Raw genomic sequence first — 16862 nt, forward strand, 5'->3', positions numbered from 1 at the left:
CTATAACATAAACAGTTCGCTTTTTTTAATTTGCTGAGACAGTTTTTCTTTCCACTTTTTTGGTAAGAAACGCAGCTTGGAAACTTGGCGGATTAACTCATCTTTCAGGCTTGGAGTGTGCTTCATGTTCAGTACAGAACCAATCAAGTTCGCATCGCTAGCATCGAGTAGCTTTTTGGCTTGCTCGAGCTGGGTTGCAGTCGTAGAGCCATAATGCGCTACTAACAAAGTAGCATCACATACGCCAGCAATCACTTGAGGCGCAATATTGCTTCGGTTGACACTAAGAAGTGGTGATGTATCTATCACGACGCGCTCGTACTGCGTTAACCATTGTGCAATGTTTTGTTTCAGCGTTGTTGGGTCTCGGTACGCTAACTGAGTACTGGCGAGAGACGGAGCAGGGAGGCCGACTAAAGTTTGGTGTGTATTCTCTCGTGTGATCAAATGGCCAACCTTCTCGTCATCATCAAATTCGTGAACAGTGTGATAAGCGGGTTTGAATAAGTTAAGGTCTACATACAAAGTATTGTGGCCTGCTAAAACCAAGCGCTCTGCAAGAGATGAAGCCACGGAAGTGACACCATCTTCAGATTTACAACCCACAACACAAATCGTTTTGTGGCCTTTCTGTTCACTCTGAAGATAAATTTGCTCAATCTCAGCGTGAGTTGCAGGAATAGTCATTACAACGCTCCTATTAACACGATGGTTGTGGTGATTTGTAAAATATCTCTTAATCCGGCCCTCGCTTTTTCAACAAAGCTTTCGTCTTTATGGGGAATGTAAATCGTGTCGCCTGCGCGAATGACTGGCAGCTCATAAATGTTGGCTGTTTTACTAAAGTTCACCAAATCAAATGTTCGGGCTTGGCCCTGGCAGCAAGACATATTGACCACACTGATCTTTTCAAGGTAGGCATTGTCAGTTGGTCCTCCTGCTTCCGCTAACAGATCAAGCACAGTCATGTTGTCATTGAATACGTATCGCCCTGGGTCTCTTACTTCACCTAATACGCGTACCGTGGACTCTTTTGAACGATCTAACCAGTTTTTGTTTTTTTCTGGAATGTAAATGGTATCACCAGGACGAACGTGGGGCAGAATTGATTCATCACCTGTTTCAAAGTACATCGATAAATTCAATTTACTCACTTTGGCATAACCTAGGCCTCGGTGTGTGACACGGATGTTGTGAATATCTGCATCCATTGTCGGTCCATCGGCGGCAGACAAAATATCCAGAAAATGCATATCTTCAGTGAAACGATAGCGCCCAGGTGCATTGATTTGCCCGAAAACGTATATCGATGCGTCAGAGCTTTGGCTTACCCATTGCGATTTATTATCGGATGGGTCGTCAGGCAATGCATGTACCCTTACGACTGTACCAGCGGAAACTTGAGGTAGGCTTGATGTTGGTGAGCCATCCAGAATGTATTGGTCTAAGTCAAATTGTGTCATTTGACCGTTATTGGCGACTTCAATTTTGGTGGTATCAGCTCGTCGAGTTGGGCCTCCAACGTGTGCAAGCAGATCAATCAAATCCATTTCGTCTGACCACTCGATGCGTCCAGGGCGAACAACTTCTCCCATCACTGCGACCGCTCGACTAGGTGCTACTTTTAACCAAGACTTCTCATTGAAATCGGTTTTCTCCGGTACGAAAATCGCGTCTCCTGGTCCAACATTTGGTGGTCTGGCTGAAGATAGTCCTTCTGTATGCGCGGTAAGATCGAATTTGATGACTTTGCCATCGGATTTTATAACGCGAATTTGGCGAGATTCTGCGTAGCGAGTGGGCCCGCCAGCGTTGGCGAGGATATCCATGAAGCTAGCGCCTTGCTTGCCTTCGTATGCCCCAGGATGGGCGACTTCACCCATCACGTAAACCACATTTGCACCTGCTTTGATTTCTTCTTCCTGTTTTGGGACAAAGATGGTGGCACCTGGCAGGATCTCTGGCAGTAGGCTTTGGTCTCCAGTATCAAGGTACTTTTTCAGGTTAAACATGGTTGGGTTATTGTTTGTTATCACGCGAATTTGCTCAACACTGGCATATCGTGTCACGCCGCCAGCTCGCATTACGACATCAACTAGCGTGGTGTTTGGCTTGTATGAGAACGAGCCAGGTGCGTTGACTTCACCAAAGACTTTGATTGCACGAGCGGAATCTGCGCTGTCACCTGAATTCGCGAGTTTTGCTGCATCAAACTCTTGCTCAATATTCCCTACGAGTGGGGAAGCGGGGACAAATAAGACATCCAGTGATTCTAGTTTTGGCAGCTGGCTATTGTCACCCGTATCAAGGAAGCGTTTGTAGTCAAATTCAATGTTTTTATTTCCACGTTTCACTATCATTTTATCGAGCTGAGCCCCTGCGCGCAGGCCGCCAGCTTCGTACACAAACATTTGAATGTTGGACCCAGAAGGTAAGGTATATTCACCGGGTTTGACCACGTAGCCTTGAACGGACACTAACAACTGTTGCTGTTTAATAAAAACTCGAGCGTTGTTAACGTCACGATACACGGTCTTTAGCCTGTCGATAATCACGTCTTGTAGTTGTTGTTCATTGTAGCCGGCCACTAATACAGGGCCGACTTCTGGTAAATTAATTCGTCCACGACGATCAACCTGAAACCCTTGGTTTAACGACGCCTCTCCGGGTAAGTTAATCTGTATTAAATCACCGACCTTAACAATATTGCTCTCATCCGCTATGGAAGATGGTACCCACGCAACCAGACACAACAACATTAAGAGGATAAATGGTTTCATCGTGTTCATAGCGCGCCTCCTGCCGTTGGGTTGCGGTTTATTGAGGTATCGCTATCTGAATTAGGGCTAATAACCTCGATGCTTACTCGACGATTAGTTAAACGCACGGCGGATGTTTCACCTTCATAGAGTGGCAGGTTATCTCCGACAGATTTGGTAGTGACTCTCTCTGAAGTGATACCAAATACGGTTAGGTAACGCTTTACTTGTTCCGCACGCGCTTGAGCAAGTTTCTGGTTGTAATCGGGTGTTCCAGTTGCATCCGCATGCCCCGTTACTACAAGAGATAGGTTGGGGTGGTCACGTAAAATGTAGGCTGCTTCTGCCAAATGTCCCATGTACTTCGGGTTGATTTCTGCTGAATCGACAGCAAACTGGTTGTCGATATTAAGTAGTGCATAGATATCCGAGACTATGTTTAGGTCGCTACGTAGTGCTTCAATATCATCGGGCGGTGTGCAAGTGGTTTGGCTCAGTACGTAGTCGAGTTGTTGTTCGAGCTGGTTTAAGCGTCGACGCTGAATCACAAGGTCGTTGGCAGCGTCGAGTAAAAGCCCACCTTCTAACTCGCGCGCAATTCTATTTTGTTTTTCAAGGGCCTGAACAACTGCCGCAGGAAAACACCAGCGCGCTCCCTCTTGGATTAGTGCGTCTAGATGTAACTTGGTCAGTTGCCAATCAAACCTTAACCCATGTTCTGGACCTAAAGGCTCGTCAGGCATCACAGGGGAAAACTGATAATTCTCGATCGAGATATCTTGATAGCTTTCCGCCAAGCCACCTTTTCCGTGTTCTGGGTAGTCAAACGACGAACAACCAAACATGCCGACAACAAGACCGCTTACTGCATATCGTCGTATAAGATTTACCATGCCAACCTCCGTTTAAACCGGTATTTTTAGTGTCTTTTTGAGTTAACGGGAATGGCATGGTTGATACGAAGCAAGCTCATGATTTCTAAAGGTTGGCCTGATACGTTTTCAATACTCATGCTTCTTTCACGTTCAACTAGACGCTTATATAAGTAAACAATGGCACCAATCCCTGAAGAATCAAGAAATTGGACGTGCTGTAGGTTAATTTCGACTTCTTTGTGATGATTGTTGTGAATTACTTCATCAATGTGATGTTGTGCTTGTCGACAGCCACTTGCGTCTAAGTCACCAAAAAACTCAATGGCTAACTTGTCTTGATTGATTTCTAGTTTGCGTAATTCCATGACTCTGTCTCCGTTTGTTTTTCTAATTGGATATAGAGCAGGTAACGTGCCAATTTGAAATTAATGAAAAATCAAACAGTTAAATATTGTTAATGATATTGTTCAATTTGAGAAAGGACTGATTCTCAAATTGAGAATCAAAAATGCACAGAGAAATGGTTTGCTTATAAGAGGTGTTGAACCTAAAGAAGTCATTAGAGCGGGGGATCTCGTCATGATTAGATTCCAACTCGATTGACGAACCATCCGCCTTAAGTGAACAACGTGTAACGACTAAATGCAAAACCTGTCTAAAGTTTATGATTATCTTTGCAAATTATTACTAATGTTGATTGTTATGAGTCGAAGAACAACTAGTAATAAATAGGTCATCGAGAGGACTTACGTTTCAATAAAGACGATTTTTTGTACAAGGTCTTCTTATGCCATTAAAAATGACATTAATTGCGCTGGCTGTTATGGCAGCGTCTTCACAGCTTCAAGCGGATACTTCTCTCGCACCACCAGTTTCTCTTGCACAAAGCTATCAGGATGGTATTGATGTGTCTGAATATTGGTATAGCGAAAAACTTGATGGTGTTCGCGCTTATTGGACTGGGCAACATCTCGTGACGAGAAATGGTAATCGAATCTACGCTCCAGATTGGTTTACAGGACCTTTACCTGATTATCCGTTGGACGGTGAACTTTGGGCTGGGAGAGGTAATTTCCATCTTGTTCAGCAAACGGTGTTAGATAAAACTCCTGTAGAGTCTGCTTGGCGACATATCGACTTTATGATCTTTGATATGCCATATTCCGCTGGTGATTATCGGAAGCGTTATTACAACATCAAAGACTTAGTGCTTGAAGTCGACCAGCCTCATATCAAATATGTCGAGCACCGAGCGATTCAAAATGAAGCTCATCTGTTTACACAGTTGGATAAAATTTCAATATCCGACGGTGAAGGGGTGATGTTGCGGAAGGTATCAAGCCGCTATCAGGCTGGACGCGGTAGTGATTTGCTTAAACTAAAACGATACTCAGATGATGAAGCGTTAGTTGTGGGTTATAAGCCAGGAACAGGGCGCTTGTTAGGTATGATGGGAGCAATGTTAGTTCGCTTACCAAATGGCATTGAGTTTTACATCGGTAGCGGATTTACCGATGAAGTACGTCGCCAGCCTCCGAAAATTGGTTCAACCATTACATTTAGATATAACGGTTTTACACATACTGGTAAACCACGTTTTGCTCGATTCTTGCGTGAAAGATTGAAGGAATAGAACGCTCTGCACTTACTAGTTGCCAACGGTTACGCCACATCGTTTGAAGAGACCCTGCCAAAACTGAACGTGGTTTAGGGTTTCTTGCCTAAATGTCCTATGTGCCTCAATGATGCCATACTGGTGACCATGGAGTTGCATACGGTTCTCCACCAAAGTGGCACCATCATTAAGTTGTTGATAGGTACTGTCTAAATAAGCCAAATAAGGTTGCACTTCTTCAACGTAAATGGATTGAAAGACATTTCTTAAGTAGCGGAACTGAGTGGTGTCTCTGTTCGGCCCGCACAATACATTGCTCTGGTTCTGCTCAAGTAGTTGAGTTGTCGCTTTTAACCAAAGGGATGTGTTTACCATTGAATAGTAAAGTCGTCCGAGTAAACGAGATTTCTCTAACTCTTCTTGATATTGCGTAACTTCCACATCGGGTAGACGTGAGACCGCGCGGTGGGGTAAATCATACATTTCGCTGAAAATACGATAGACATCGTTAATGCGTGCAATATCATTCGTCGTATTTTGAGATAGCCAATCAGAGGCAGTTAGTTGCTTTTGCATGGCGTCACTTACGAGTAGTAAGTTGTCGAGATGAATGTCTAAATGTTGCCACTTGGTTGAGTAAAGCTCTGTCAATGTCGCGCGTTCTTCATCGCTAAGTGGAAATTCGGATAAACATCGATGCATGACTCTTAAAAGGGTAGTTTGATAATCAAAATCATGAAAGGCATCCTGCACCTTTCCAAGTTGCGAGTTTTTCTCAGCAAGTAAATTGAAGAGTCCGCACTGTCGTAATTGATAGCTCTCTAGCAGGCCAATAGATAGCCTTGGCAATGGCTCGAACAAAACGCGTTTCGCAGGAATCGTTACCGTAGACTGTAATGTTATTGGAATAGCAGGAACGTCCAATACATTGGCTACACGTTGATGATACTTATCAAACATGGCGTTCTCTGGATTGAACCAGTTATCACAACCATTAAGAATCAAGATTAAGAACAATAAAATAGACCGCACAAATATCCTTTTTTATAACTTCGTATCCGTTGTCTAGAGAGCAAAATCAACCGCTTCGTAATCTTGTTATAAGTATACTCAACCGTGTGATTATTCGATCAAAAAAGCCAGCGGATGCTGGCTTTTTTTACTTTTTATTGAACTGAAAAGTTCAATTGCACTTCTGGCTCTTGGCGATGCATCCAACGCATTCTGACGCCTAACATAAAGGCCGCAGAAGATAGGCCGATGATAAAACCAAGCCAGAAGCCTTGTGCTCCCATTGGCTCAACAATCCAGTCTGTACGGCCAAGGACGTAACCAATTGGCAAGCCAAGAATCCAATAAGCAATAAAAGTACGGTTGAAGATGGCTCGCATGTCTTTATAGCCGCGTAATGCACCAGCTGCGATCACTTGAACCGCATCCGTACATTGATAAACAGCGGCAAACACGAGCAGGTGCATCGCCAGAGTGATGACCTCTGGGTTGCTAGTATAAAGCTCGGCGATCCACTCGCGAGACAAGACGGTTAAAATCGCTGTGAGAACGGACAAAGCTAGACCAACCATAATGCCGACTCGTGACGCTACGCGCGCGCCATCTACGTTTTCTTCACCAAGTCGATGGCCGACACGAATGCTTACTGCTGCACCAATACTCATTGGTAGCATAAATACCAACGAGGAGAAGTTAATCGCGACTTGATGCGCTGCCACAATGATAGGACCCAGTGGTGAAACGAGCAGTGCAACAACAGCAAACAGTGTCACTTCAAAAAACAGCGCTGCTGCAACAGGAAAGCCGAGCTTGAATAGACGAACTTGCGCTTTCCATTGTGGGCGATGCCATTCTCCAAATAGGTTGATGCTTTTCAATCGCTCTGATGTCATCACATACAGCAATAGCATGGCAAACATGACCCAGTAAACAATCGTGGTTGCTACACCACAGCCAACACCGCCTAATTCAGGTGCACCAAACTTGCCGTACACGAAAATCCAGTTTAGAGGAATGTTGAGCAGCAAACCGATAAAGCCAATAACCATTGCCGGTTTCGTCAATGACATACCATCCGTAAAGCTTCTAAGCGTTTGGAAAAGTAAAAAAGCGGGTACTGCTAATATAACGGCATGAATGTATCCCACCGTTTTTTCAGCCATCAGTGCTTCAACATCCATCAGCCCGAGAATAAACTGGGTTTGAAGCAGGACTGCAATTATCGGCACACTGATCAGCAATGCCAAAACGACGCCTTGCTGAATTTCAAACGGGATTTTCACTCGACGACCAGAGCCATTTAACTGTGCGACAACAGGGACCAATGCCATTAATAAACCCACCCCAAACAAAATGGATGGTAGCCAAATACTTGAAGCGACAGAAACCGCAGCCATGTCGGTGGCGCTAACGCCTCCAGCCATTACGGTATCAACAAACCCCATACCAGTTTGAGCGACAGATGCGATCAATACCGGGGTCGCCAATTTGATAAGACTTGATGCTTCTTCTTTATAGCGATGCACGAAAAATACTCCAGAGCGGAACAATAAGTTGAAAGAATGAGAGTACTCGAGGGCAAAAGATGTGGTGAACGGATCTGATGGTTGATTTTAGTCACGATAAGGTGAAAAAATGCCTCGGAGAAACTCCGCGCAAATGATAAACAATTGTATGTTTATATTCCATAGCTAGGTAGCGAATAGTCGATAACACTGACTGGACGCTCTCCACGCTAAGGATACGCTTTTACTGAGAACAGCAGCGAATCATGGTAATGTTGAAGCATGCATGAGAACAAACCAGTGTTCATTAAGCCATGGCTTTATCGTCTGCGGTCTTTATTTCCGACCTGTAGCGCAGTGTTTAGAGCTTAGTCTTCGACTACAGTTGGTATTAAATCAATAGGTAAAAAGAAATGTTTACAGGAATAGTTCAGGGTACGGCGAAGGTCGTTAAAATTGATAAAAAAGAACGCTTTCAAACGCACGTTGTCGAGTTAAGCGATGAACTTTGTAAAGGGTTAGAAATTGGTGCATCCGTTGCACACAACGGATGTTGTCTAACTGTGACTAAGATCGAAGGCAACCTTATCAGTTTTGATTTAATGCAAGCGACATTGGCTCTTACTAATTTAGGTCGGCTGGTGGAAGGGGATAGCGTAAACATTGAGCGCGCGGCTAAGTTTGGTGACGAAATAGGCGGGCATAGCATGTCTGGTCATATTAGTTTGACGGCAGATATTGTCGATATCATCGATACGCCCAATAACCGCACGATTTGGTTTCAACTGCCGCAAGAATCAATGAAATATGTATTAGCGAAAGGTTACATTGGTTTAGATGGCTGCTCGCTAACTATTGGTGAAGTTGAAGCGTGTCGTTTTTCGGTACACCTAATTCCAGAAACCTTGCAGCGAACGCTTTTCGGAGTGAGACAAGTAGGGGAGCGTGTTAATATTGAGTTTGATCCTCAGACTCAAGCAATTGTTGATACTGTTGAGCGCGTTCTTGCAGCAAAACAGCTTTAGAATGAGAAAAAGGAGCATAATGCTCCTTTTTCATTTAAGCGTTTTTATATTTCTGATGTTCACATGCTCGAGCTGTTATTCGTAATTGTCATCGATAATTAGTTCGACCTTATCTTGTAACTCATCCACTCGCATATTTAGGTGGATAGCGTGGCAACAAGCTGGGCAATCATCATAAAACTCTTGGTCACCATTACTTGCATCCAATGTAATGCCGATAGAGTGTCCGCAATGCGGGCACTTTACATACCTTTCGGTATAATTTTTCATACAACAACTCCTAATCTCGCAGGGCTTTTAAACACACTATTCATCAAGGAAGTACAGCCCTTTACTTACTTTGCCTACAAGGAAAATAGGCACAATCCAAAGTTAAGTCTCCTTTGATATTAGGTCGAGTTGTTGCTAATTGAGTCGAAATAAGTACAAAACTTGACCCCAAACTCAACCTTGAGCTTAGGGTGATCTTCTGTAGTGATGTGCCTCGAGATTTTACATATTGAAATATGCAGTGGCTTCCAAATTAATAAGAAATGATTTTATTAATAACCAGTTGAGCCTGTTCCAAGTAATGGCCGCCAAACAAATTACAATGGTTGAGAACATGGTAAAGGTTATAGATATCTTTACGCTCTTCATAGCTTGAAGAAAGTGGCATAACCGATTCGTAGCCTTGATAAAATTCTGGTTGAAATCCACCAAAAAGCTCCGTCATCGCAATATCACACTCCCTGTCCCCCCAATAGCACGCAGGATCGTAACAGATAGGACCGAATGCAGTGAGTGCCGCATTTCCATTCCATAAATCGCCATGCAACAAAGAAGGTTCCGGAGCATGGTTTGCTAGCCGCTGTTTTACGACATCGATAAAGTCATCGATATCAACCAAGGTGACGCCTTTTTCTTTAAGGAGCTGTAATTGCCATCCTATACGTTGCTCAGCAAAGAATACACACCATTTCTTGTGCCATTTGTTGGGCTGTAGAGTCGAACCGAGATAGTTGTCGGTATCAAAACCAAACTCTTTTTGCTCGCCCCACTGGTGTAGGTGAGCTAATTGTTGCCCAAATTTAAAGCTGTTGGGACCATCTTCTAATGGTTTCGTTGGAAGGTAGTTAAGAATTAGGAATGAGGCATTTTTGGTTTTACCAACCAATACCACCTCAGGTACAAATAGGGTGGATGTTTCACGCAAAAGATGCAGGCTTTCAGCTTCTACCTCAAATTTAGACAAAAACTCGCGATCGTTAATTTTCACAAAATAACGTTGCTCGCCATCATTGATCATGTAGCTTTCACTGATATCCCCACCAGACAGTCTTACTTTTTCCGTGATCTGGTAATCGAACAATAAAGTATCAGAAAGCTGTTGCGATATTGCTTGCCACATACAAAACCTCGCGAATCTATTTGACCACCAATAGTTTAGGATAAATAGCAGGGAGTTGGCGCTATGTTGAGCATACTTAGTAAAGAAACCTTCCTCTTAGTGTAGTCAATTTGTATAAATGTGAATCAAATCGCTTATAAGCCTCTGATTTGTTGGCTTAGCATATGGAGATGAACGTTTACAACAGGTATTATGATTTTTTTGACGTTAGTTCCATTGGTGGCATGAAAATACTGATATGTGATGACTCAGCTGTTGCAAGAAAGCTTATTGCGCGTTCTATCGTACAAGATACATCATTGCATCTTATTGAAGCGCAAGATGGTTATGAGGCGCTTAATATTCTTGCTGAGCAAAATATCGATATTTTGTTTCTCGATTTAACGATGCCCATAATGGATGGTTTTGAGGTCCTCGAATCATTACCTGTTAGTCAGTACCCGACCAAAATCGTCATTATTTCTGGAGATGTTCAACAAGAGGCAAAACAGCGCTGTCTCGATCTTGGTGCTCAAGCTTTTATCGCTAAGCCTCTGACAGAAGAGCAGGTGCTCCCACTATACGAACAATTAGGGCTGCATTATGCGTTCAAACCTAGTCATGCGGTTGATTCTAAAAACCAGGGTTGCGAAGAGCTTTCCTTACTAGCCAAATTCCGTGAAATTGCGAACATTGCCCTTGGTAAAGGGGCTGCGATTATGGCCGACCATTTACATGAGTTCATCCAACTTCCTGTTCCTCATGTTGGACCTTTGTCCTACGGCGAGCTTCATATGACACTGGTTGATGTGGTTGGGCGTGACAGTTCCGTTGCGGTAGCGCAGAGGTTTGTCGGTGGTGGTATTCACGGAGAGGCACTGGTGTGCTTACGTGGTAGGGATATCAATCAGATTGGGGAAAAATTAGGTTACCTCCTTGAGTTTACGCCTCATAATGAAATCATCTTGAATATCTCTAACCTACTGGTTTCGTCATTTCTCACGTCGTTAGGCGATCAACTCGACAAGCAGTTCTCACTTCGTCAGCCAGGCATTGTGGATACCTTAACACCTTATTGTGAAGAGCAAGGCGAGTTGGGTGAGCTCTTTACTATCGAATACACCTACATGGCAGAAGCGCTCGATTTCGAGTGCGAGGTACTGTTTTTAATTGATAAGCCATCCGTAGAAATAATCTATGAAATCATGGAGCTAATCTAATGTCCGATATCACGCTGGACATAGCAGACTTTCATTGGGTCACACAAATTCTCGATACGATGGATTCAGGGCTTATTGTTTTGGATCAAGAGTATAAAGTGTGTGTGTGGAACAGTTTTATGCAGTCATACAGTGGCATTCTATCACAAGAAATTCTTGGTGAATGTTTATTTGAGCATTTTGAAGAGCTGCCAAGAACTTGGCTAGAAACCAAGATAAAAGCTGCCGCCGATCTGGAAACTCGTTCTTTTTCTAGCTGGGAAAACCGACCGTATCTTTTTAAGTTCAACAATTTTTCTCCGGTTTCAAACAGCAGTGATTTTATGTATCAAGATATCGTGATCACGCCGTTAATTGGGCTCTCAGGAGAGGTCAGCCACATAGCGATTCAAGTCAATGATGTTTCTGAAACTGCGAGAAATCGCATTCATTTGAAAGAAACAAATCAACATTTGTCGGAAATCAGTCGCAAAGATGGTTTAACAGGTTTATTTAATCGCGCTTATTGGGAGCAATCATTGAAAGATGAATTTGCTCACTTAAAAGTTATCGACGGACCATGCTCATTAGTAATATTCGATATCGACCACTTTAAGAAGGTGAATGATACTTATGGTCACCCGACAGGGGACGAAGTCATTCGTCGAACCTCTGCCTTGTTGAGAAAAACAGCAAGAAGCAGTGACATCTGCGGTCGTTTTGGTGGTGAAGAGTTTACCGTACTACTTCCTCACACAAACCAGGAGCAAGCTTGCTATTTCGCAGAGCGTTTGCGCAAAAGAATTGAGCAAGAGATCGTGAAAGTGGAAGATTTTTTGATTAATTACACGATAAGTATTGGTGTTTGCGAGTATAAGCCTTATTTTGAAACTCACACTCAATGGTTAAAGAGTGCCGATGCTGCGCTGTATCGTGCAAAAGAAAATGGTCGTAACCAAACCTGTTTGCATGAAAATGGCTGAAATATAAAAAGGTTTGAAGAAACCCTGTATCCGAATTCAGTGAAGCAAAGCTCAATTGTTTGAAAATCATCCAGTTGGTTCGTGAATGTTTGTTAATATGAAATAAGTTAATGAAATTTTCTCGGCATGTCTTACTATTGAAACTATTCTGCTTTCAGCTTCGAAGGCTTGCAATAAACGGAGAAAAACAGTGGTTTTAGAAACCGATGGATATCTCGCTCTTATCGAGCACCTGTCTCTAAATCTAGATATTTTTACGACCGAAATTGGCGACACTGGATCCGAAAGCATCGAAGATGTTGTCACCGATATGGTGGCTTCAAACATCATGGCGATTTTTGAGCAAAATCCAGAACTTCACTCGAGCGTACGTTTCAAATTGTTGAAAGAGGCTGATGCAGTTGTTGAAGATCTTGGTGAGATATTGGCTGGGGTATGGCATAAAAAAGCGACCAATGAACAGATCACGTTCCTTGATGAATACATCGCTCTGGTCAAAAATCTGTTCGATAATGCTGTTGCGACTTACGACTGATATTGTTTTAACTTACAGCAATGTCCGGTTAAGAGTAAGAAGAGTTACATTGTAACTCTTCTTATTTGCCAAAACTTAGATGCCCAGTATGGGTTGTCGATTCTTGAAATAATCACACCTCTAGACGTCGATGCATGCATGAACTGCTTGTTACCCAAGTAAATTCCGACATGATAAGTTGTACGTCTTGTTTTAAAAAACACTAGATCCCCTTGCTTGGCATCCGTCCAACTTAACTCCACACCTTGCGTTGATTGCTGCCTCGTTGTCCTTGGTAACGAGAGCTGATAAGCCTCAATAAACGCTTTTTGTACAAATGCTGAGCAATCAATTCCAGATTTCTGTGTCCCGCCTAAGCGATAAGGCGTGCCGTGCCACTCTGTGTAAAACTCGAACAAGTCGGGGTTGTCCGACAATAGCTGATTTGTAGGTGCTGTCACTTGAGCTTGCTCACTAGGCTCAGGCCCAGAAGAGCAGGCGCTTAGTAGCACACTGATTATCAAAGGAAAATATACTCGACGCAAATCACCACCTGTCATCTCTATGACTCACAACTGAAATATTAGTGTCATAACCAATCCATAGTATGGGCTGCAAATCACGGTTTTGTCTCACAAATGTGACGGAATCACTGCAGAACCGATTCAACCTTAAGAAAGAATAAAAATTGATTATGGCAAAGCGAAAACGCTCACGCACATCACTTTCACTGATTCAGGCTGTCAGTGCAACATTTTTAACTATCATTGCTCTTGTTATAGCCCTTTCTGTCTCAAGTTTCAAAGGAATGGAACAGGTAGGGGAACAATTTGAAGACTTGTCGCAAAAAGCATTACCAATCGCGATGGCAAACGCAAAGTTAACCAGGAATGTATTGGAGATGGTTAAGCTACTCAACCATGGTATGCAGATTACTGAGCCGAAAGAGTTGCCTCTCATAAAAGAGCAAATCGACTCTCTTGCAACTCAAAGCACAACTTTGGTTGTGAAAGCGTCTGGTGTAGCTCAGCAACTCTCGGAGGAGTTAGACACCAAACTAGCGCGTTTACATAACATCACGCAGTCCATTTTGTTGAAGCAATCTTCGGTGATACAAATTCAAATGGATATTGATGCCGCTGTTGGTGGTTTTCGCTATGGGCTTAGCTCTATCGGCCCGGAAATGAATCGAATCAGTTCGTTCCTTAGTGCTGATAATCCTGAGTCGAGCGATGCCGCTAACCGTTTCATTGCTTCTGCAAGCTCAATGGAAAGTACGTTCTTAGTCATGATGATGCACTCAGAATTAAACAAAGCCGAAAAAGAATACCGAGAAATGCGAAATCGCATAGCAGGTATTAAACTCGCCTATGAAGACTTCCAATCTTTCCATCCTGAAGTAAGTGAATATGCAAGCTTAACCGCACCATATGAGATGGTGAAACAAGGCTTTAGTGAAAAGGGCGTGCTGCGTTTGATCCTCGCCAAACTAGAACAAGGGGAATTGCAACGTTCAGAGTTTAAACAGGCTTCGATGCTTGCGGATGAAACCATGCGGTTACTTGATCAAATCTCCCAAACCGCTGGTCAGTTGATCGATGAAAAGGAGCGGGTGGTCAACGAGACCATTGAATCGGTGAGCGTTGTGCTCGTGTTTGCGGCGTGTGTGATTTCTTTTATTATTCTGGTTACTTGGTTTAGTCTCAAGTCATGGACAAACCGAGGGTTAAGGAATGTACTAACGCGTCTTTCAGCACTTACCGAACATGATTTTCGTGACAAGGCAGAAGAAGTTGGCCCCTATGAGCTGAAAGAAGTAGCACGAAAGTTGAATCAAGTAATCGATTCCACACATGACTCCATTCAAACGGTGACGCGCAATTGTGAAACGCTTTATCAGACGGCAGAAGTAAGTCACAGTGCAGCCGAACAAACAAGTGATGGGTTGGCAACACAAAATGAAGCGTTGTCGAGTATGATCACGACCATAACGCAGCTTGAAGCCTCTATTCGTGAAATAGCAATGGTGACAAATGCATCTTCACAGGACTCGCTCCTTGCAACCCAACACACTGAAAAAGGGGTTCAAGTCGTGGAACAAAACCGCGAACGTTTGGAGTCATTAGAAAGCTCTTTGGATGTAAATGAACAGTCAATGTTAGAGCTAGACCAGCGTGTTAAACAGATTCGTGAAATGGTGGATATGATCAGTGGGATCGCGGACAACACCAACTTACTTGCTCTCAACGCGGCAATAGAGGCTGCCCGTGCTGGTGAGCAAGGGCGTGGATTTGCGGTTGTCGCTGATGAAGTTCGCAAACTTGCAAGTGATACCTCTCAACAAACTACGAACATCCGAGAAATGATGAGCGAGCTTATTACTGCCGCAGAGCGCTCGCGCCAAGCAGTTAATGATTCAAGAGAAGAAATGACCCACGCGCTACAGTCCAGCAATGAAGTGAAATCGACATTCTCTGATATCAACCTCGCGGTTAAGCACATTCAAGAACGTGTTGAGCAAATCTCAGTTGCTACAGAAGAACAAGAACGAGCGACGGCAGATGTATCTCAATCCATCACACATATTTCTGACCTTGGCGAACGCACAAAGCTGCAGCTTGAGTCTATGGTTGAGAGTTCTGAGCAAGTGGCGGAAATTGCTGGGCACCAGCAAGCAATGCTGCACAAGTATGAGCTTCATCAGACCAAGTAAATGAGATGTTTCCACCGACTAAAAGCAGAACCTCGGTTCTGCTTTTTTGTTACGGCTACTCATTTAATGGCTCCTATTTGCATCGCAAAAGTGAGTTACATCTCATCTCGTTCATTTCTAAAGGGTTTAGTTATCACAACGTGATGTTAATGCTTTGTTCGAGGGACTCGTTGACTAGAATGTCGCCAGAATTCAAAGGAATGAATCATGCAGCTTCATGCGATTTCTTTATATCCAGAGAAAGCTAAAGCCTTTTGCTTGAACCATAAGGAGTGGTTTTGTGATCGATAAAGTTTGCCCCGTCGTTCTACGTAATCAAAATCAAGAGATCCTACTTTTTAAACATCCGTTGGCGGGTGTTCAGCTCGTCAAGGGCACTGTTGAAGTGTTTGATGAAAGTTACATCATAGCGGCCAAGCGGGAGCTCGCTGAGGAGTCTGGTATCACACATGTTCGTTCCGCACGATATTTATGCTCATGGGACAGTGGCTTTCAAAATCAAGTATGGCATTTTGTTTTGTGTGAGTGTACTGACCTTGCTAATTCATGGCTGTTTCATACGCAAGACGATGGTGGACATGATTTCGCGTTCTTCTGGCACGATGTCGAGAGCGGCCTTCCCGCGAATGCACATACTGTGTTTCAGCGCGGGCTGGAAAAGGTACGAGAGTTGATAAACCAAGGCGTGATTTAAAGGAGGATTCTGTCGTTGCATTGGCGGATTTGGGACAATGACAAAGCAAACACTATGCTAAATAAAGAAGGTAGAGCAGCCGTTACTGTTCTCATCGTGTTGATAATGGCACTGTCGATCTCAAAAATGGCGATGGGATTACAAATGTTTAAGTGACTTCTATATGCTTTGCTCATTCATTCAGATAAGGAAACGGTAATGGATAAATTCGTCGTGTTTCTCTTATGCCTTTTTATGACAGTTGGCGGAGTGGTTCATCTTTATGACAACATTGTTGGTGGCTTTTTACCTTACGATTTTGCGCCACGCTGGTTGAATATGTATTGGAGCGCTTTGGGACTATTGGACTTATTAGCAGCGTATCTATTGGTCAAGCATCGCCGCTCTGGCCTAGTCGTTATGTTATTGATTCTTATAACCAATGTTATCTTTAGTTCCCACGCTCACTATACATTAGAAATATTAGATAACAACGTCGCCCTACAAATGAAGACACTGTTTTTAGGGTTCTCATTTGGGGTATCTATCTGGTTATGGAATGCGCGAAAACATAGTCAATCGCGCCAAATATTTCGTTAATTATTATTTTCACAACACTCG

The 16862-nt window shown here is 43.3% G+C and carries 17 protein-coding genes; 8 read left to right on the forward strand and 9 right to left on the reverse strand.

Annotation, left to right across the window (positions count from 1 at the left end; all coding sequences use genetic code 11):
• The 4 genes from R7P72_RS06975 to R7P72_RS06990 are packed head-to-tail and all read right to left on the reverse strand — an operon-like array spanning position 1 to position 3999.
• Complete coding sequence (locus tag R7P72_RS06975) at positions 1–687, reverse strand: AAA family ATPase (protein WP_005377635.1); 687 nt, start codon at positions 685–687, stop codon at positions 1–3.
• Positions 687–2789: an SLBB domain-containing protein gene (locus R7P72_RS06980; protein ID WP_005377634.1), complete on the reverse strand. Its 2103-nt coding sequence runs from the start codon at positions 2787–2789 to the stop codon at positions 687–689. Before R7P72_RS06980 ends, R7P72_RS06975 begins: the two co-directional genes overlap by 1 nt.
• Positions 2786–3652 carry an OmpA family protein gene (locus tag R7P72_RS06985; protein WP_005377631.1) on the reverse strand — a complete coding sequence of 289 codons (867 nt, stop codon included), beginning with the start codon at positions 3650–3652 and terminating at the stop codon, positions 2786–2788. Before R7P72_RS06985 ends, R7P72_RS06980 begins: the two co-directional genes overlap by 4 nt.
• A 26-nt stretch (positions 3653–3678) precedes the next feature.
• The gene (locus tag R7P72_RS06990; RefSeq protein ID WP_005377630.1) at positions 3679–3999 is read right to left on the reverse strand and encodes an STAS domain-containing protein; all 321 of its coding nucleotides are present in this window, start codon (positions 3997–3999) and stop codon (positions 3679–3681) included.
• A gap of 422 nt (positions 4000–4421) precedes the next feature.
• Between R7P72_RS06990 and R7P72_RS06995 the strand changes: the two genes are divergently transcribed.
• Positions 4422–5267, forward strand: coding sequence for a DNA ligase (locus R7P72_RS06995; RefSeq protein WP_005377629.1), 846 nt, complete (start codon positions 4422–4424; stop codon positions 5265–5267).
• Between the two features lie 15 nt (positions 5268–5282).
• Here the strand turns inward: R7P72_RS06995 and R7P72_RS07000 are convergent, their stop codons facing one another.
• Positions 5283–6281, reverse strand: coding sequence for a DUF3080 domain-containing protein (locus R7P72_RS07000; protein WP_031778966.1), 999 nt, complete (start codon positions 6279–6281; stop codon positions 5283–5285).
• A gap of 134 nt (positions 6282–6415) precedes the next feature.
• A complete protein-coding gene (locus tag R7P72_RS07005) occupies positions 6416–7786 on the reverse strand; it encodes an MATE family efflux transporter (protein WP_005377626.1) in 1371 nt (456 codons plus the stop codon).
• Between the two features lie 392 nt (positions 7787–8178).
• On the opposite strand from R7P72_RS07005, the gene R7P72_RS07010 reads away from it, so the two are divergent.
• Complete coding sequence (locus R7P72_RS07010) at positions 8179–8790, forward strand: riboflavin synthase (protein WP_005377625.1); 612 nt, start codon at positions 8179–8181, stop codon at positions 8788–8790.
• A gap of 75 nt (positions 8791–8865) precedes the next feature.
• Here the strand turns inward: R7P72_RS07010 and R7P72_RS07015 are convergent, their stop codons facing one another.
• Positions 8866–9060 (reverse strand): CPXCG motif-containing cysteine-rich protein, encoded by a 195-nt coding sequence (locus R7P72_RS07015; protein WP_005377624.1) that lies wholly within the window; start codon positions 9058–9060, stop codon positions 8866–8868.
• Positions 9061–9313: 253 nt separating this feature from the next.
• Positions 9314–10180 (reverse strand): fructosamine kinase family protein, encoded by an 867-nt coding sequence (locus tag R7P72_RS07020; RefSeq protein ID WP_005377623.1) that lies wholly within the window; start codon positions 10178–10180, stop codon positions 9314–9316.
• Between the two features lie 224 nt (positions 10181–10404).
• On the opposite strand from R7P72_RS07020, the gene R7P72_RS07025 reads away from it, so the two are divergent.
• The 3 genes from R7P72_RS07025 (at position 10405) to R7P72_RS07035 (ending at position 12876) form a co-directional block, all read left to right on the forward strand.
• Entirely contained in the window at positions 10405–11379 is a 975-nt protein-coding gene (locus R7P72_RS07025) for a response regulator (RefSeq protein ID WP_213907243.1), read from the forward strand.
• The gene (locus R7P72_RS07030; RefSeq protein WP_005377621.1) at positions 11379–12341 is read left to right on the forward strand and encodes a GGDEF domain-containing protein; all 963 of its coding nucleotides are present in this window, start codon (positions 11379–11381) and stop codon (positions 12339–12341) included. The genes R7P72_RS07025 and R7P72_RS07030 overlap by 1 nt, the downstream gene beginning before the upstream one ends.
• A 190-nt stretch (positions 12342–12531) precedes the next feature.
• On the forward strand, positions 12532–12876 hold the full coding sequence (locus R7P72_RS07035) for a DUF3802 family protein (RefSeq protein WP_005377620.1): 345 nt from the start codon (positions 12532–12534) through the stop codon (positions 12874–12876).
• Positions 12877–12920: 44 nt separating this feature from the next.
• On the opposite strand, the gene R7P72_RS07040 is transcribed toward R7P72_RS07035, so the two are convergent.
• A complete protein-coding gene (locus tag R7P72_RS07040) occupies positions 12921–13415 on the reverse strand; it encodes an NlpC/P60 family protein (RefSeq protein ID WP_005377619.1) in 495 nt (164 codons plus the stop codon).
• A gap of 134 nt (positions 13416–13549) precedes the next feature.
• Between R7P72_RS07040 and R7P72_RS07045 the strand changes: the two genes are divergently transcribed.
• From R7P72_RS07045 to R7P72_RS07055, 3 genes are all read left to right on the forward strand, one after another.
• Positions 13550–15568 (forward strand): methyl-accepting chemotaxis protein, encoded by a 2019-nt coding sequence (locus tag R7P72_RS07045; RefSeq protein ID WP_005377618.1) that lies wholly within the window; start codon positions 13550–13552, stop codon positions 15566–15568.
• 280 nt (positions 15569–15848) lie between these two features.
• Positions 15849–16262 carry an NUDIX hydrolase gene (locus R7P72_RS07050; RefSeq protein ID WP_005377615.1) on the forward strand — a complete coding sequence of 138 codons (414 nt, stop codon included), beginning with the start codon at positions 15849–15851 and terminating at the stop codon, positions 16260–16262.
• A gap of 198 nt (positions 16263–16460) precedes the next feature.
• Positions 16461–16841, forward strand: a complete 381-nt coding sequence (locus R7P72_RS07055) for a hypothetical protein (RefSeq protein ID WP_005377611.1) — start codon at positions 16461–16463, stop codon at positions 16839–16841.
• Positions 16842–16862: the final 21 nt, after the last annotated feature.

The sequence above is a fragment of the Vibrio sp. Vb0888 genome, assembly GCF_033338835.1.
Classification (GTDB): domain Bacteria; phylum Pseudomonadota; class Gammaproteobacteria; order Enterobacterales; family Vibrionaceae; genus Vibrio; species Vibrio alginolyticus.

Coding starts and splice junctions, on each gene's coding strand:
- R7P72_RS06995 (WP_005377629.1), top strand. CDS start 4,422: ATGCCATTAAAAATGACATTAATTGCGCTGGCTGTTATGGCAGCGTCT.
- R7P72_RS07025 (WP_213907243.1), top strand. CDS start 10,405: ATGAAAATACTGATATGTGATGACTCAGCTGTTGCAAGAAAGCTTATT.
- R7P72_RS07040 (WP_005377619.1), bottom strand. CDS start 13,415: ATGACAGGTGGTGATTTGCGTCGAGTATATTTTCCTTTGATAATCAGT.
- R7P72_RS06975 (WP_005377635.1), bottom strand. CDS start 687: ATGACTATTCCTGCAACTCACGCTGAGATTGAGCAAATTTATCTTCAG.
- R7P72_RS06985 (WP_005377631.1), bottom strand. CDS start 3,652: ATGGTAAATCTTATACGACGATATGCAGTAAGCGGTCTTGTTGTCGGC.
- R7P72_RS06990 (WP_005377630.1), bottom strand. CDS start 3,999: ATGGAATTACGCAAACTAGAAATCAATCAAGACAAGTTAGCCATTGAG.
- R7P72_RS07030 (WP_005377621.1), top strand. CDS start 11,379: ATGTCCGATATCACGCTGGACATAGCAGACTTTCATTGGGTCACACAA.
- R7P72_RS07010 (WP_005377625.1), top strand. CDS start 8,179: ATGTTTACAGGAATAGTTCAGGGTACGGCGAAGGTCGTTAAAATTGAT.
- R7P72_RS07020 (WP_005377623.1), bottom strand. CDS start 10,180: ATGTGGCAAGCAATATCGCAACAGCTTTCTGATACTTTATTGTTCGAT.
- R7P72_RS07045 (WP_005377618.1), top strand. CDS start 13,550: ATGGCAAAGCGAAAACGCTCACGCACATCACTTTCACTGATTCAGGCT.
- R7P72_RS07015 (WP_005377624.1), bottom strand. CDS start 9,060: ATGAAAAATTATACCGAAAGGTATGTAAAGTGCCCGCATTGCGGACAC.
- R7P72_RS07055 (WP_005377611.1), top strand. CDS start 16,461: ATGGATAAATTCGTCGTGTTTCTCTTATGCCTTTTTATGACAGTTGGC.
- R7P72_RS06980 (WP_005377634.1), bottom strand. CDS start 2,789: ATGAACACGATGAAACCATTTATCCTCTTAATGTTGTTGTGTCTGGTT.